Consider the following 13,834-nt stretch of genomic DNA (forward strand, 5'->3'; position numbering starts at 1 on the left):
TCCTCGAAGAAGGTTTCTCACAAGGCTAGATCCTCAGGTGTGAATGTCATCTTGAATGAACGATAGGGAGCGAAATCGCTCGGTTTCATTCCCTGCATTTCTGTCAAACGTCCAATATTCTTGACCGCGGCTACCGCCGAAGCATCAAACGGACCATCGCCACTGGACCTGGCGACACTGACCGTAGCCAATGTACCGTCCGGCAACATGCCGATTTGCAACACGACCGTCATGCCTTTGCGTGCCGAAGGTGGACGAGCCCAGCCTTCTGCTGCGCGAGCACGAATCAGATCATCGAAACTGCCGGCGACTTCGTCACCCAGCTCGTCCGCCAAGGCCTGCTGACGCTGTGGCGTGTCGGAAAGCAAATCTGCCAGGGCCTGGGCCTTTTTGTCTTCGGCGGATTTACGTGCCGCTTCCTGCGATTTCTTCTTCGCAGCATCGGCAGCAGCTTTCTTCTTCGCGTCTTCGGCGACTTTCTTCTTCGCCTCTTCAGCTTCAGACTTCTTCTTGGCGTCTTCGGCGGCTTTCTTCTTCGCGTCTTCGACGATCTTTTTCTTCGCTTCTTCAGCGGCCGCTTTCTTGGCCTCTTCTTCAGCTGCTTTCTTGGCTTCTTCTTCAGACTTCTTCTTGGCTATATCAGCCAATTGTTTCTCTTCGGCCTTTTTGGCTTCGGCGGTCTTCTTCGCTTCGTCAGCTTTCTTGGCTTCATCGGCTTTCTTGGCTTCATCAGCCTTTTTTGCCTCTTCCGCTTTCTTCGTCTCGTCGGCCTTCTTGGATTCTTCGGCTTTTTGAGCCGCGTCTTCCTTCTTTTGTTCCGCGGCCTTGATCGCTTCCTGTTCGATCTTTTTCTGTTCCATCTGTTCGACTTCGGTCTGGCGCGCGGCGGATTTCTTCGCCTCACCCGCAATCTTCTGATTGGTCTGGGTGGTCGCCTGACTTTTCGATTTCAGCTGGTACAGGGTCGCCTGGACAATCGGCTTGGCCGGCGGCAGTTCCGGTGTGAAGGCAAAACTGACGAACAGCATGCCAAAAACCAGCACGTGCAAGACCAGCGCCCAGACACTAGGCCAGAAATAGCTTTCCGAGGCGGACGGCTCTCGCATTTGCTGCATCAGGGTGCCTCGGTAATCAAGCCAACATTACCGACCCCGGCTTTCTGCAACCCGCCCATGGCGCCCATGACGGCACCGTAATCGACGGTCTTGTCGCCGCGGATGAACACCTGGGTGCGCTTGCCGTTACTGTTGCCGGCGCTGATGATCTTGGTCACCGCGCTGGTCATCTGCGGCAAGGTCATGGCCTTGTCCTGCTGCTTTTCGGTGTCGACTTCGCTGCCAAGGTTCCAGTAATAGGTCTTGTCAGCCTTGATCGAAATGGTCAGGACCTGGGTGTTGTTGTCCTGCGGCAAGGCTTCGCTGGAAACCTTGGGCAGATCAACTTTCACGCCCTGATTGAGCATCGGCGCGGTCACCATGAAGATGACCAGCAGTACCAGCATCACGTCGATGTAAGGCACCACGTTCATCTCGGCGACCGGCTTGCGCTTTTTGCGAGCTCGAGCGATTAAAGCCATTGGAAATTACCTGCTTATTCTTCGCTGGTGTGCACTTTGCGGTGCAGGATCGCCTGGAATTCATCGGCGAAGGTGTAGTAACGGCTCAGCAGGGTTTCGCTGCGGGCAGCAAAACGGTTGTAAGCGATAACGGCCGGGATCGCGGCGAACAGACCGATCGCGGTGGCGATCAGCGCTTCGGCGATGCCTGGGGCCACAGTGGCCAGGGTCGCTTGCTGGGCAGTGGCCAGGCCACGGAAGGAGTTCATGATGCCCCAGACCGTACCGAACAGACCGATGTAGGGGCTGACGGAACCGACGGTGGCGAGGAACGGCAAGCTCTGCTCGAGCTTCTCTTCCTCACGGGAAATGGCGACGCGCATGGCACGGGCCACGCCTTCCATGACCGCTTCCGGATCAACGCCAGGCTGCTGGCGCAGACGGGAGAATTCCTTGAAACCGGCACGGAAAATCTGCTCGACACCCGAATCCGGATCAGGGTTGCTGCCGGCCTGGCGGTAGAGTTTGGACAAATCGATGCCCGACCAGAAACGCTCCTCGAAGCTCTCCAGGGCACGCCGACCGGCGCGCAGCAAGTTGCTGCGCTGAAAGATCATGATCCATGAGGTCACCGATGCGGCTACCAGGATCAGCATTACCAGTTGCACCACGATACTGGCATTGCTGACCAGGCTCCACATGGAGGAATGGTCGACGACGTTAGCTTCCACGCTTTATCTCCTGCTTTGAGTGTGTACCCGCGCCGCTCACGTCGGCAAAGGCCGTACGTAGAGCTTCGGGAATGGCCCGGGGTTTTAAACTGTCAGTGCGCACACAGGCCACCAGAAACTGCCCTTCACAGAGCAGCACATCATCCGTAGCCCGCCTGACCTGCTGCTTGAAACGCAGACTGGCACGGTTCAATTCGATTACCTCGGCGCTTACCAGCAGCTCGTCGTCCAGTCGCGCCGGCGCGTGGTAACGCGCTTCGCTGGAATGCACGACAAACAACAGGTCCTCACCTGCCAGCGCCGACTGGGCAAAGCCCAGCTCCCGGAGCCGCTCGGTTCGAGCCCGTTCCATAAACTTGAGGTAATTGACGTAATACACGATGCCGCCCGCATCGGTGTCCTCGTAATAAACGCGACAACGAAATGCGAAAGGCCCAAGCCCGTTTTGCGCGCGCATACTCTAGTGCTTACTCCTCAGGTTGCCAATCCGGCCAGGCAACTGTTTTTCATTGTTCTGCGGCTTTCTCGCGAAAGTACGGTCCTAGGACAGCACAATGCCCGAAAATTCAACGCGCAAAAGTTAATTAATCGTCCACTGCATCGAGGAACTCGTCTACCACGGGCATCTCGCCCAATCGTGACGGAATGTTTAAACCGAAATGCAGATACGCATGCCGCGTCACCACCCGCCCCCGCGGTGTGCGCATGATGTAGCCCTGCTGGATCAGGTACGGCTCCAGCACGTCTTCGATGGTGTGACGCTCTTCGCTGATCGCGGCTGCCAGGCTATCGACCCCGACCGGGCCACCGTCGAACTTCTCGATCATGGTCAGCAACAGACGTCGGTCCTGGTGATCGAAGCCACGCTCATCGACATCCAGCAGGTTCAAGGCCAGGTCGGCGATCGGCTTGGTGATATGGCCCTTGGCGCGAACCTCGGCATAGTCCCGCACCCGGCGCAACAGGCGGTTGGCGATCCGCGGGGTGCCGCGGGCACGACGGGCGATTTCAAAGGCGCCTTCCGGGTCCAGCGGCAAGCCGAGAATGTTCGCCGAACGGCCGACAATCGTTGCCAGGTCGGCGGTGCTGTAGAACTCAAGGCGCTGGACGATGCCGAAACGGTCACGCAACGGATTGGTCAGCATGCCGGCCCTCGTGGTCGCGCCGACCAGGGTGAATGGCGGCAGGTCGAGCTTGATCGAGCGCGCAGCCGGCCCTTCGCCGATCATGATGTCGAGCTGGAAATCCTCCATCGCCGGGTACAGCACTTCTTCGACGATCGGCGAGAGTCGATGGATCTCGTCGATGAACAGCACATCATGCGGCTCAAGGTTGGTCAGGAGCGCAGCCAGGTCGCCCGGGCGCTCAAGGACCGGGCCCGACGTGCTTTTGATCGACACCCCCATTTCCTGGGCGATGATGTTGGCCAGGGTGGTCTTGCCCAGACCCGGCGGGCCGAAGATCAATGTGTGGTCCAGGGACTCGTTACGTCCACGGGCCGCCTGGATGAACAATTCCATTTGCTCGCGAACGGTCGGCTGGCCAATGTATTCGGCCAGGCTGACGGGACGAATGGCCCGGTCCTGGACTTCCTCGCGGTCACGGGGGGCACCCGTGGCGGCGATCAGACGGTCAGCTTCAATCACTTAAATCATTCCCTTCAGGGCGCGACGAATCATGTCTTCACTACTCAAACCTTTCTCCTTGATCGCGGAAATCGCCTTGCTGGCTTCCTGCGGCTTGTAGCCCAGGGAAATCAGCGCGCTGACCGCGTCATTTTCGGCGGTGGCGACCGGAGCCGCGTCCGGCCCGCCCGGCTGGTTTGGCACCAGGGCGAACATCGCCGGTACCGTTTCCCAGGCCTTGAAGCGGTCCTTGAGTTCCACCAGCAAACGCTCGGCAGTCTTCTTGCCCACGCCCGGCACCTTGGTCAGGGCCGAGGTGTCCTGGGACTGCACGCAACGCACCAGCTCATCGACTTCCAGACTCGACATCAAGGCCAGGGCCAGTTTCGGCCCTACACCATTGAGACGGATCAACTCGCGAAAAAAGTCTCGCTCACGCTTGCCGAAGAAGCCATAGAGTAACTGCGCGTCTTCGCGTACGACTAAATGGGTGTGCAAGGTCAGCGGTTCACCGACCGACGGCAAGCGATACAGCGTGGTCATGGGCACTTCCAGCTCATACCCCAGACCATTTACATCCAGAATCAGGTGCGGCGGCTGTTTCTCAGCCAGTGTGCCGCGCAAGCGTCCAATCACGTTTCAGATCCTTGAGCGTTGGCCAGATCAGTGCTGGCGACTGACGGAACAAGGGTTTTGCGCCGACGACCCAGGCGCAAAACCCCCGCTCCATAAAAAATGATTGTTGATGCTATCAGAGACGCAGGCGCCCGCCACGACTGCGTGCCGCGCCCAGGCCATGCGGCAACAGGCTGGAACGGGTGTGGGCATGGCAAATGGCAATGGCCAGGGCGTCCGAGGCATCGATTTGCGGCTTGCTGGTCAATTTCAACATGTGCATGACCATCATCTGCACCTGCTCTTTATTGGCCGCGCCGGTGCCGGTCACGGCCTGTTTGACCTGGGTGGCGGTGTATTCGGCGATTTCCAGGTTTTCTTCGGCACCGGCAACGATCGCTGCGCCGCGGGCCTGGCCGAGCTTCAACGCAGAGTCGGCGTTGCGCGCCATGAACACCTTTTCAATGCCCATGGTCACCGGCCCGTAGGTCTGGATGACCTCACGCACGCTGCGATAGACGATTTGCAGGCGTTCGTGCAACTCGCCGGAACCGGTGCGGATGCAGCCCGATGCCACGTATACGCAGCCACGGCCGGTATCACATACCACGCCATAACCGGTGATGCGCGAACCGGGGTCGATACCAAGAATTAAAGTCATAACGCCTGCGGGTTCAGAAAAAACACGGTATTCAATACACGAATAACAAATGTGGGAGCGGGCTTGCTCGCGAATACGGTTCCACATTCAGCAACAATGTTGCCTGAAAATCCGCATTCGCGAGCAAGCCCGCTCCCACATTGAATAATAGCTGCCCTTATCCGAGCTGTGCGGCCACTGACTCCGGGATGTCCGCGTTGGAATAAACGTTCTGCACATCATCCAGGTCTTCAAGCATGTCGATCAGCTTGAGCACCTTCTCGGCGCCTTCCAGGTCCAGTTCGGCACTGGTGGTCGGCAGCATCACGATTTCCGCGTCATCACCTTTGAAACCGGCGGCTTCCAGGGCGTTACGCACCGAGTAGAAACCGGCAAACGAAGTGAACACGTCGATGGACCCGTCTTCGTGGGTGACCACGTCATCGGCGTCGGCTTCCATGGCCGCTTCCATCAGCGCGTCTTCATCGACCCCTGGCGCGAACGAGATCTGGCCCTTGCGCTCGAACAGGTAAGCCACCGAACCGTCGGTACCGAGGTTGCCCCCGCATTTGCTGAACGCATGGCGCACAGCCGCGGCGGTACGGTTGCGGTTGTCGGTCATGCACTCGACCATCACCGCCACACCCCCTGGGCCGTAGCCTTCGTAGGTCAGTTCGACCATGTCGTCGGTATCGGCCGCACCGGCACCGCGGGCCACCGCACGGTCGATGATGTCCCGGCTCATATTCGCGCCAAGGGCCTTGTCCAGCGCCAGTCGCAAACGCGGGTTGGAACCCGGATCGCCGCCACCCTGACGGGCAGCGACCGTCAGCTCACGAATCCACTTGGTGAAAATCTTGCCCTTCTTGGCATCCTGACGTTCTTTGCGGTGCTTGATGTTCGCCCACTTGGAATGACCCGCCATATCTCGCTCCGAATTCTCTTTGAAACATTGCCCGCCACGCCATGACGCGCCAGCCGGCAAATAAAAATCTCGACCTGCCTATAAAGAAAGGGCGCATCCGAAGATGCGCCCGCAAGGTCAGCCTTACTCAGCTTTTGGCGTTTCGCGCAGACGAATGTGCAGTTCGCGCAATGCTTTGGCATCGACCAGACCCGGAGCCTGCGTCATGACGCAAGCCGCGCTCTGGGTTTTCGGGAAGGCGATCACTTCGCGGATCGACTGGGCGCCAGTCATCAGCATCACCAGACGGTCCAGACCGAAGGCCAGGCCACCGTGCGGCGGCGCGCCGTATTTCAGGGCGTCGAGCAGGAAGCCGAATTTCTCTTCCTGTTCCGCTTCGCTGATACCCAACAGACGGAACACCGACTGTTGCATTTCCTTGCGGTGGATACGGATCGAACCGCCACCCAGCTCGGTGCCGTTCAGCACCATGTCGTAGGCACGGGACAGCGCGGTTGCCGGGTTGGCTTCCAGCTCTTCCGGGCTGCACTTCGGCGCAGTGAACGGGTGGTGCAAGGCGGTGAAGCTGCCGTCGTCGTTCTCTTCGAACATCGGGAAGTCGACGACCCACATCGGTGCCCACTCGCACGTCAGCAGGTTCAGATCGTTACCGACCTTGATCCGCAGCGCGCCCAGGGCTTCGCTGACGATCTTGGCTTTGTCGGCGCCGAAGAACACGATGTCGCCGTCAACCGCGCCAACGCGATCAAGGATCGTGTTCAGGGCTGCTTCAGGGATATTCTTGACGATAGGCGATTGCAGCCCCTCGACACCCTTGGCGCGCTCGTTGACCTTGATGTACGCCAGGCCCTTGGCACCGTAGATGCCGACGAACTTGGTGTAGTCGTCGATCTTGCTGCGCGGCATGCTCGCCCCGCCTGGTACGCGCAGAGCGGCAACGCGGCTTTTCGGATCGTTGGCCGGGCCACTGAAGACCTTGAATTCAACGTCCTTGAGCTGGTCGGCAACGTCAACCAGTTCCAGCGGGTTACGCAGGTCCGGCTTGTCGGAACCGTAACGGCGCATGGCCTCGTCCCAGGTCATGTGCGGGAATTCGGCGAATTCCACGTCCAGCACTTCCTTGAACAGGTTGCGGATCATGCCTTCGGTAAGGCCGATGATGTCTTTTTCATCGAGGAAGCTGGTTTCGATGTCGATCTGAGTGAATTCAGGCTGACGGTCGGCACGCAGGTCTTCATCGCGGAAGCACTTGGCGATCTGGTAGTAGCGATCGAAGCCGGCCACCATCAGCAGTTGCTTGAACAGCTGCGGCGATTGCGGCAAGGCGAAGAAGCTACCTGCGTGAGTACGGCTCGGCACCAGGTAATCGCGAGCACCTTCCGGGGTGGCGCGAGTCAGGATCGGCGTCTCGACGTCGAGGAAGCCGTTCTCGTCCAGGTAGCGACGAATGCTGGTGGTCATGCGCGAACGCAGGCGCAGCTTCTCGAGCATTTCAGGACGACGCAGGTCGATGAAGCGATAACGCAGGCGGGTTTCTTCGCCGACGTCGGAGAATTCGTTGAGCGGGAACGGCGGGGTTTCCGCTTCGTTCAGCACTTCCAGCTCGTAGCCCAGCACTTCGATCATGCCCGACGCCATGTTGGCGTTGCCGGCACCGGCCGGACGCAGGCGGACCTTACCGGTGACCTTGACCACGTACTCGCTGCGCACACGATCGGCGGCGGCGAAGGTTTCAGCGCGGTCCGGGTCGAACACCACCTGGGCCAGACCGTCACGATCACGGATATCGAGGAAAATCACCCCACCGTGGTCACGGCGACGGTGAACCCATCCGCAAAGGGTAATTTCCTGGCCTTCCAGGCTTTCGTTCAGTTGGCCGCAATAATGGCTGCGCATCATGGTAGTAGTTTCACTTCTCGTAATTCGAAATTCGGTTGGAGACCTTGCCCGTATCCTGCCCCTGTGAAAGGCGCCAGACGATGCAAGAGCTCGCACGTGTCGTTCAACTCAGGTTCCTGACCCTAGTCGGCCTTGTCGCCGCCGGCCAGGTTCTTCTTCGAACCGGTCTTGAAATCGGTTTCGTACCAGCCGTTGCCGCTGAGGCGGAATCCCGGCATGGACAGCATCTTCTTAAGCTCTGGCGCCTGGCAGGCAGGGCAGTCGACCAGCGGTGCTGCGCTGATCTTTTGAATGGCTTCCAACTGATGACCACAGGAAGCACATTGATAGTCGTACATCGGCATGGGGGTTGTCTCGGCGATCAGATTGCTACCGCTCACGCTGGGTTTTGCGGCAAAGAGCGGGATTATATCCATTAAATGCAGCCTGTGCAGCCGTAAGACTGCACAGATCGACACTCGAGCATTCCACTGCCACCGCTAGGCCGTAGCCGGGCAACTTCCTTCCTTCAGGCTATGCACCACACAGACAACCCGTACCAGAGCGCTGAAATTCTTCACCCCGCCGTGCCGCAAATGCACTTCACGGTCCACATGAGACAGCAGCGTACTGACCGAGCAACGATTGACCTTGGCGATTTCGCCCAAAATATCCCAATAGACCTGTTCAAGCCGCAAACAGGTCGCAAAACCATTCAAGCGTACGGACCGGGAAAATGGCTCGGCCAGCCCCATATCGAATTCTCTGACAAATGGATCGATCCTTATATCCTTGGGTAGCCCCCCCCTTGCCTCGCTTTGCCTGCCTTCATTAACCATACCGGTGACACTCCTTTGCCATACCTGGTTTGTATAAGAGCCCTGTTGCGATTCTTATAAAAGCGCAGGCGCAAAGTTATCTCCAGATGACTTTATGACCATCAACGTAGGATAAGCCGACAGCTGAAGACAGATGATGGAGACCGTCCTGGTCAGAACCTTTTCCCACACAACCTGATGCCAAATCATTCAAGCGCGAACGACACCTGACGTGCATCGCCCGCGCTCGAGTCTGTTACTGATCCAGCCGCGCATAAACGGAACACCCTGGATAGCCCGGTGATCCGCGGCGCCCGTGAACCGCCGGACTCCTTGATTTGAGTAGCCTGCAGCTTTGCTGTTAAATAGGCAGTGTGTCGTCGGCCTCTATTTTTCCGGGTGCTGCGCATAGGCTGATAGCGGGTACGTGTCCAACGCCTCTTATTGTTCTGAAGCGAACCGTGCTCCGTCAGCTCTTCCTTGTGATCCGTCTTAACGTGAGTTAATCAAAATGTTGAAAATCGTCCACCTGCTAATGGGCGCAGCAGCCTTGCTGCTGTCCTTCATCCCTAGCCTGCAACCTGAAGCTGTTCCTTACCTGCAACAACCCGATGCGCTGTACCTGGCCTTTTTCGGCCTGCTCAACCTCACCCTTGCACCTGTCATTCCCTACTGGAACAAAGGTACGCGTCATCAATTGCAAAACCTGGTCAGCGCCCTGCTGGTCCTGGCTGTTGTCTTGCAAACCCTGACGCTGATCGCGAAGATGCCTGTCATCGCCGGTCAACCTGCCGTTCTGTTCAGCCTGCTTGCTGCCCTGGTCGCCGTTCTCCTGCACCTGGCCATCAGCTTCTACAAATCGTCACCGGCCGCCGCGTCGCCAAGTTATGACATGAGCAACCGCGATACGGGCACCGTCAAGTGGTTCAACACCTCCAAAGGCTTCGGCTTTATTTCCCGTGACTCCGGCGATGATATTTTCGTGCATTTCCGGGCCATTCGGGGCGAAGGCCATCGTGTCCTGGTCGAAGGCCAGCGCGTTGAGTTCTCCGTCATGAACCGTGACAAGGGCCTGCAAGCCGAAGATGTGATCGCCGCGTTGCCGCGTCGCTGATTCAAGGCTGAAAAAAACCGCGAACAGCCTGGCTGTTCGCGGTTTTTTATTGCGCGTCAATTGAACCCAGCGGGTTCAATAGTGCGGCGGGGGCGCCTCTTCTTCGAAGGATTCGAACTGGCCGACCATTTCCTCCTGGCGCTTGAGCAATGCCGCCATTTGCAATTGCAGGCGTTCAACCGCCCGCTGCTGTGCCGCCAGCACATCATTCAATGCCTGGATGGTGTCATCCTGAAATGCCATCTGGCTCTCCAGATCGGTAACGCGTGCTTCCAGGCTCATGATTCAGCCCTCCAGAAAAAACGTGAAATCATCGGTTAACACCAGACGCAGCCGCTCACGTATTGCCGCGACCTGTTCGGCACTGTAAGGCAACGCCGGGTGCTTGCCCCAGACCGGGGCTGGCCACGCCGCGTCCTCGCGCTTGCGCACAATCACATGCATGTGCAACTGACTGACGACGTTACCCAGGGCCGCGACGTTCAATTTGTCCGCGTCGAACGAGTCCTTGAGCGTTTCCGCCAGCGCAGTCGTTTCCTGCCACAGCTGCTGTTGATCTGCGACATCCAACTGAAATATCTCGCTGATATCCTCGCGGCGTGGCACCAGGATGAACCAGGGATAGTTCGAGTCGTTGGACAACAGCAACCGGCAAAGCGGGAAATCCCCGATCGGTAGCGTGTCTTGTTGAAGTCGTGGATCTAAAGCGAACATCGCGCGCACTCCCGCCTGGTCATTCATTTTCAGCTTAGCGCCCGTCCGGTGGGACGGCGCACCAAGCGACAGGACGGCAGCATACCCGCGATCGGCGCGTGCTTCACGCCGAAACCCATCAAAGCGAGCCCAAGCATGAACAAGCGACCCAAGCTGGGACATTTTTCATCGAGACGCACCAACACGGAACCGGCGCAGACGAAAAAACGCCGAAATGACTGATTAACAACGATGCGTTCGAATTTTCCAGAGGGCGGCACTGTGTGAAATCAGCACAGCGATCAGGATTTTTTGCACCAAAACCGCACAGTGCGTCTACGCTGGATGCGACGGGCATCCGCCGTTTACTCACAGGAGGGGTGAACCGGTAACGTTTTTGGTGGTCGCGTCGACGGCCAAGGTGACGCAACACCATGCAATTCATGGCGTCAAGGCCCGACAAAACAGGCTTGAACCCTAGGTTTCATGAGGTTTTTACCGCGACAGGCAGGCCTTCAGAAAAATATCGCAAGAGATTTCTGATTTGTGCACGCTTGTTGCATTCACACCCTCATCGCCTTTAAAGCGTCCGCTGGAAGCGGAAGCCTTCAAGGCACATAAAAACAGTGGCAGGGTTGCCCGATGGAGATTCAAACGTTTCACCAGGGACTCTTTTTACCGATACTCAAGCCCGGAAAAACGACGCTGAAGTTGTCAATCCACTTGCGTCGGGGTTGTAAATTTGCGACATCTACCCAGCTATTTGCGACAGGGTCGTAAAGAAGCTGAAAGGTGAGGTACGCAAGTATCGCCAACATGGTCGGCGTGATATAAGTTTGCGCCGACACAAAAAGAAAGAGCCGCCCAGATAATAAAACAGGTGGGACGGCAGTACTCTTCTAAAAACCAAAGGAGCAAATCACGATGCGCGTGATGAAGTGGAGCATGATCGCACTGGCAGTTGCAGCAGCAGCCGGTACTCAATTGGCAACGGCCGCACCTTTCGTAGGCGACCAGGCCGAAGCCAAAGGTTTTGTTGAAGACGCAAAATTCGACTTGCTGCTTCGCAACTACTATTTCAACCGTGATAACAAAGACGGCGGCAACGACCAGAAAGACTGGACACAAGGTTTCTGGGGCAACCTGAGCTCCGGTTACACCCAAGGTGTCGTAGGCTTCGGCGTTGATGCGTTCGGTTACCTGGCAGTCAAACTGGACGGTGGCGACGGCACGGGCGGCACGGGCAACATGAGCCGCGACGCAGATGGCCAAGTTAACGATAGCCAAGGCAAAGCCGGCGCAGCCGTCAAGGCGCGCATATCCAAAACCGAGCTGAAATTCGGTGAGATGCAGCCAAGCACTTCGCCAGTGTTCGCTGTTGGTGGTTCCCGTATCCTGCCGCAAACTGCCACCGGTTTCCAACTGCAGAGCAGCGAAATCAAAGACCTTGACCTCGAAGCCGGTCACTTCTACTCGGCAAGCAGCCAGGACAAAAACTCCAGCAAAGGTGGTCTGTGGGCAACCTACGCCAGCGAAGAAGCCAACAAGATCGACTATTTCGGTGGTAAGTACGGCATTACCGAAAACCTGAGCGGATCGCTTTACGGCGCCAAGCTGGAAGACATCTGGAACCAGTACTACGCCAACCTGAACTACACCATCCCGATGGGTGACGATCAGTCGGTTAACCTGGACGGTAACATTTACAACACCACCGATACCGGCGACGCCAAAGCGGGTGATATCAGCAACACCACGTTCTCCCTGGCAGCCGCTTACTCGTTCCTGAAAGCGCACACCATCACCGTCGGCTTCCAAAAGGTCAACGGCGACACTCCGTTCGACTACATCGGTGTGGGCAAAAACAACCGCGGCGGCGACTCGATCTTCCTCGCCAACTCCATCCAGTACTCCGACTTCAACGGTCCTAACGAGAAATCGGCACAAATCCGTTACGACCTGAAAATGGCAGAATACGGCGTTCCTGGTCTGAGCTTCATGACCCGTTACGTAAAAGGTTGGGATATCGACGGCACCAACACTCCAGCAGGCAGCGCTTACGCTGGTTTGTACGGTGAAGACGGCAAGCACAACGAAACCAACTTCGAAGCCAAGTACGTTGTACAGAACGGCCCGGCGAAAGACCTGTCCTTCCGTATCCGTCAGGCATGGCACTTCGCTAACAGCGACCAAGGCGAAGGCGACATTAAAGAGTTCCGCCTGATCGTCGACTACCCGCTGTCGATCTTGTAATCGAAAGCAGTTAGTTTGCGGTAATAAAAAAAAGGCCCATCTTCGGATGGGCCTTTTTTATTGCGACTGCAGTGTGCTTTACGAATCGGGTTCTGTTGAACACCCCGGACCGAAAAGCCAAACATGAACTGAACGGTTCATTACGCCGGCGCGGAGTCCTGAACGACTCGAATGACCCGCTGCGGAAACGGAATATCGATGCCGACGGCTCTCAGACGATCGCGCGATTGTTCGTTGAACATGAACATCACATCCCAGTAGTCCGCGGTCTTCACCCACACCCGCAGGGAAACAGTAATCGAACTGTCGCCCAAAGTGGAAATCACAGCTTGCGGAGCGGGTTCGGCTAATACACGCGGGTCCTTCGCCAGCTCCAGCAGTACTTCACGGGCCTTCTGCAAGTCCGCTTCGTAATCCACGCCCACATCAAACACAACCTTGCGGGTCGGCTGACGGTTAGTGTTGGTGATGATGCCGTTCGACAGATTGCCGTTCGGGATGATGATGGTTTTGTTATCGCCGGTGCGCAGTACAGTATGGAAAATCTGGATGCTATCGACGGTGCCGGCCACACCCTGGGCTTCAATCCAGTCGCCGATGCGGAACGGGCGGAACAACAGAATCAGCACGCCGCCAGCGAAGTTCGCCAGGCTGCCCTGCAAGGCCAGGCCAATGGCCAGACCCGCCGCACCGATGGCGGCAACGAACGAAGTGGTTTCCACGCCGATCATCGAGGCCACGCTGACGATCAGCAGCACCTTGAGGATAATGTTCGCCAGGCTGCTGATGAAGCCTTGCAGCGCCAGGTCGGCGTTACGCAGCGCCAGCAGCCCGCCGAGCTTTTGCGTCACTTTGTTGATCAGCCACCAGCCGATGCCCAGGGTGATGATCGCCAGCAGTACACGACTGCCGTATTCCATGATCATCGGAATCCAGGCTTGGGATGCCTTGACCAGATTGTCCACTTCAGCATTCAAATCCATCTTC

The 13,834-nt window shown here is 57.5% G+C and carries 17 protein-coding genes; 2 read left to right on the forward strand and 15 right to left on the reverse strand.

All coding sequences use genetic code 11. The features are described 5' to 3' along the window. Positions 1–17: 17 nt before the first annotated feature. The 11 genes from tolA to ELQ88_RS27755 form a co-directional block, all read right to left on the reverse strand. Positions 18–1,115 carry a cell envelope integrity protein TolA gene (gene tolA, locus ELQ88_RS27705; RefSeq protein ID WP_128872285.1) on the reverse strand — a complete coding sequence of 366 codons (1,098 nt, stop codon included), beginning with the start codon at positions 1,113–1,115 and terminating at the stop codon, positions 18–20. Then, positions 1,115–1,567 (reverse strand): protein TolR, encoded by a 453-nt coding sequence (gene tolR / locus ELQ88_RS27710; protein WP_162493657.1) that lies wholly within the window; start codon positions 1,565–1,567, stop codon positions 1,115–1,117. Before tolR ends, tolA begins: the two co-directional genes overlap by 1 nt. Positions 1,568–1,590: 23 nt before the next feature. Then, on the reverse strand, positions 1,591–2,286 hold the full coding sequence (tolQ, locus tag ELQ88_RS27715) for a protein TolQ (protein ID WP_046049659.1): 696 nt from the start codon (positions 2,284–2,286) through the stop codon (positions 1,591–1,593). Beyond that, positions 2,276–2,743: a tol-pal system-associated acyl-CoA thioesterase gene (gene ybgC / locus ELQ88_RS27720; protein WP_128872286.1), complete on the reverse strand. Its 468-nt coding sequence runs from the start codon at positions 2,741–2,743 to the stop codon at positions 2,276–2,278. The genes tolQ and ybgC overlap by 11 nt, the downstream gene beginning before the upstream one ends. 127 nt (positions 2,744–2,870) lie before the next feature. Beyond that, positions 2,871–3,932, reverse strand: coding sequence for a Holliday junction branch migration DNA helicase RuvB (ruvB, locus tag ELQ88_RS27725; RefSeq protein ID WP_128872287.1), 1,062 nt, complete (start codon positions 3,930–3,932; stop codon positions 2,871–2,873). After that, positions 3,933–4,547 carry a Holliday junction branch migration protein RuvA gene (gene ruvA, locus ELQ88_RS27730; RefSeq protein WP_064679388.1) on the reverse strand — a complete coding sequence of 205 codons (615 nt, stop codon included), beginning with the start codon at positions 4,545–4,547 and terminating at the stop codon, positions 3,933–3,935. It lies immediately after the preceding gene. 115 nt (positions 4,548–4,662) lie between these two features. After that, complete coding sequence (gene ruvC, locus ELQ88_RS27735) at positions 4,663–5,187, reverse strand: crossover junction endodeoxyribonuclease RuvC (RefSeq protein WP_128872288.1); 525 nt, start codon at positions 5,185–5,187, stop codon at positions 4,663–4,665. A gap of 157 nt (positions 5,188–5,344) precedes the next feature. Further along, the gene (locus ELQ88_RS27740) at positions 5,345–6,091 is read right to left on the reverse strand and encodes a YebC/PmpR family DNA-binding transcriptional regulator (RefSeq protein ID WP_008072427.1); all 747 of its coding nucleotides are present in this window, start codon (positions 6,089–6,091) and stop codon (positions 5,345–5,347) included. Between the two features lie 123 nt (positions 6,092–6,214). Beyond that, entirely contained in the window at positions 6,215–7,990 is a 1,776-nt protein-coding gene (gene aspS / locus ELQ88_RS27745) for an aspartate--tRNA ligase (protein ID WP_128872289.1), read from the reverse strand. 122 nt (positions 7,991–8,112) lie between these two features. Next, the gene (locus ELQ88_RS27750; RefSeq protein WP_003209804.1) at positions 8,113–8,334 is read right to left on the reverse strand and encodes a zinc ribbon domain-containing protein; all 222 of its coding nucleotides are present in this window, start codon (positions 8,332–8,334) and stop codon (positions 8,113–8,115) included. A gap of 135 nt (positions 8,335–8,469) precedes the next feature. Further along, entirely contained in the window at positions 8,470–8,808 is a 339-nt protein-coding gene (locus ELQ88_RS27755) for a ribbon-helix-helix domain-containing protein (protein WP_128872290.1), read from the reverse strand. A 490-nt stretch (positions 8,809–9,298) separates the two neighbouring features. Here ELQ88_RS27755 and ELQ88_RS35020 point away from each other — a divergent pair, with 490 nt between their 5' ends. Beyond that, entirely contained in the window at positions 9,299–9,901 is a 603-nt protein-coding gene (locus ELQ88_RS35020) for a cold-shock protein (RefSeq protein ID WP_128872292.1), read from the forward strand. Between the two features lie 75 nt (positions 9,902–9,976). Here ELQ88_RS35020 and ELQ88_RS27765 read toward each other — a convergent pair whose 3' ends face one another. The 3 genes from ELQ88_RS27765 to ELQ88_RS34210 all read right to left on the reverse strand — a co-directional run bounded on the left by ELQ88_RS27765 (position 9,977) and on the right by ELQ88_RS34210 (position 11,257). Then, positions 9,977–10,183: a SlyX family protein gene (locus ELQ88_RS27765; RefSeq protein ID WP_128872293.1), complete on the reverse strand. Its 207-nt coding sequence runs from the start codon at positions 10,181–10,183 to the stop codon at positions 9,977–9,979. A 3-nt stretch (positions 10,184–10,186) separates the two neighbouring features. Then, positions 10,187–10,615, reverse strand: coding sequence for an HIT domain-containing protein (locus ELQ88_RS27770; RefSeq protein WP_128872323.1), 429 nt, complete (start codon positions 10,613–10,615; stop codon positions 10,187–10,189). 474 nt (positions 10,616–11,089) lie between these two features. Then, complete coding sequence (locus ELQ88_RS34210) at positions 11,090–11,257, reverse strand: hypothetical protein (RefSeq protein WP_161599990.1); 168 nt, start codon at positions 11,255–11,257, stop codon at positions 11,090–11,092. Positions 11,258–11,518: 261 nt separating this feature from the next. Here ELQ88_RS34210 and ELQ88_RS27775 point away from each other — a divergent pair, with 261 nt between their 5' ends. Continuing rightward, positions 11,519–12,847, forward strand: coding sequence for an OprD family porin (locus ELQ88_RS27775; protein WP_138968923.1), 1,329 nt, complete (start codon positions 11,519–11,521; stop codon positions 12,845–12,847). 140 nt (positions 12,848–12,987) lie between these two features. Here ELQ88_RS27775 and ELQ88_RS27780 read toward each other — a convergent pair whose 3' ends face one another. Beyond that, positions 12,988–13,830 carry a mechanosensitive ion channel family protein gene (locus ELQ88_RS27780; protein ID WP_138968924.1) on the reverse strand — a complete coding sequence of 281 codons (843 nt, stop codon included), beginning with the start codon at positions 13,828–13,830 and terminating at the stop codon, positions 12,988–12,990. Positions 13,831–13,834 lie beyond the last annotated feature (4 nt).

The sequence above is a fragment of the Pseudomonas sp. MPC6 genome (assembly GCF_006094435.1).
Classification (GTDB): domain Bacteria; phylum Pseudomonadota; class Gammaproteobacteria; order Pseudomonadales; family Pseudomonadaceae; genus Aquipseudomonas.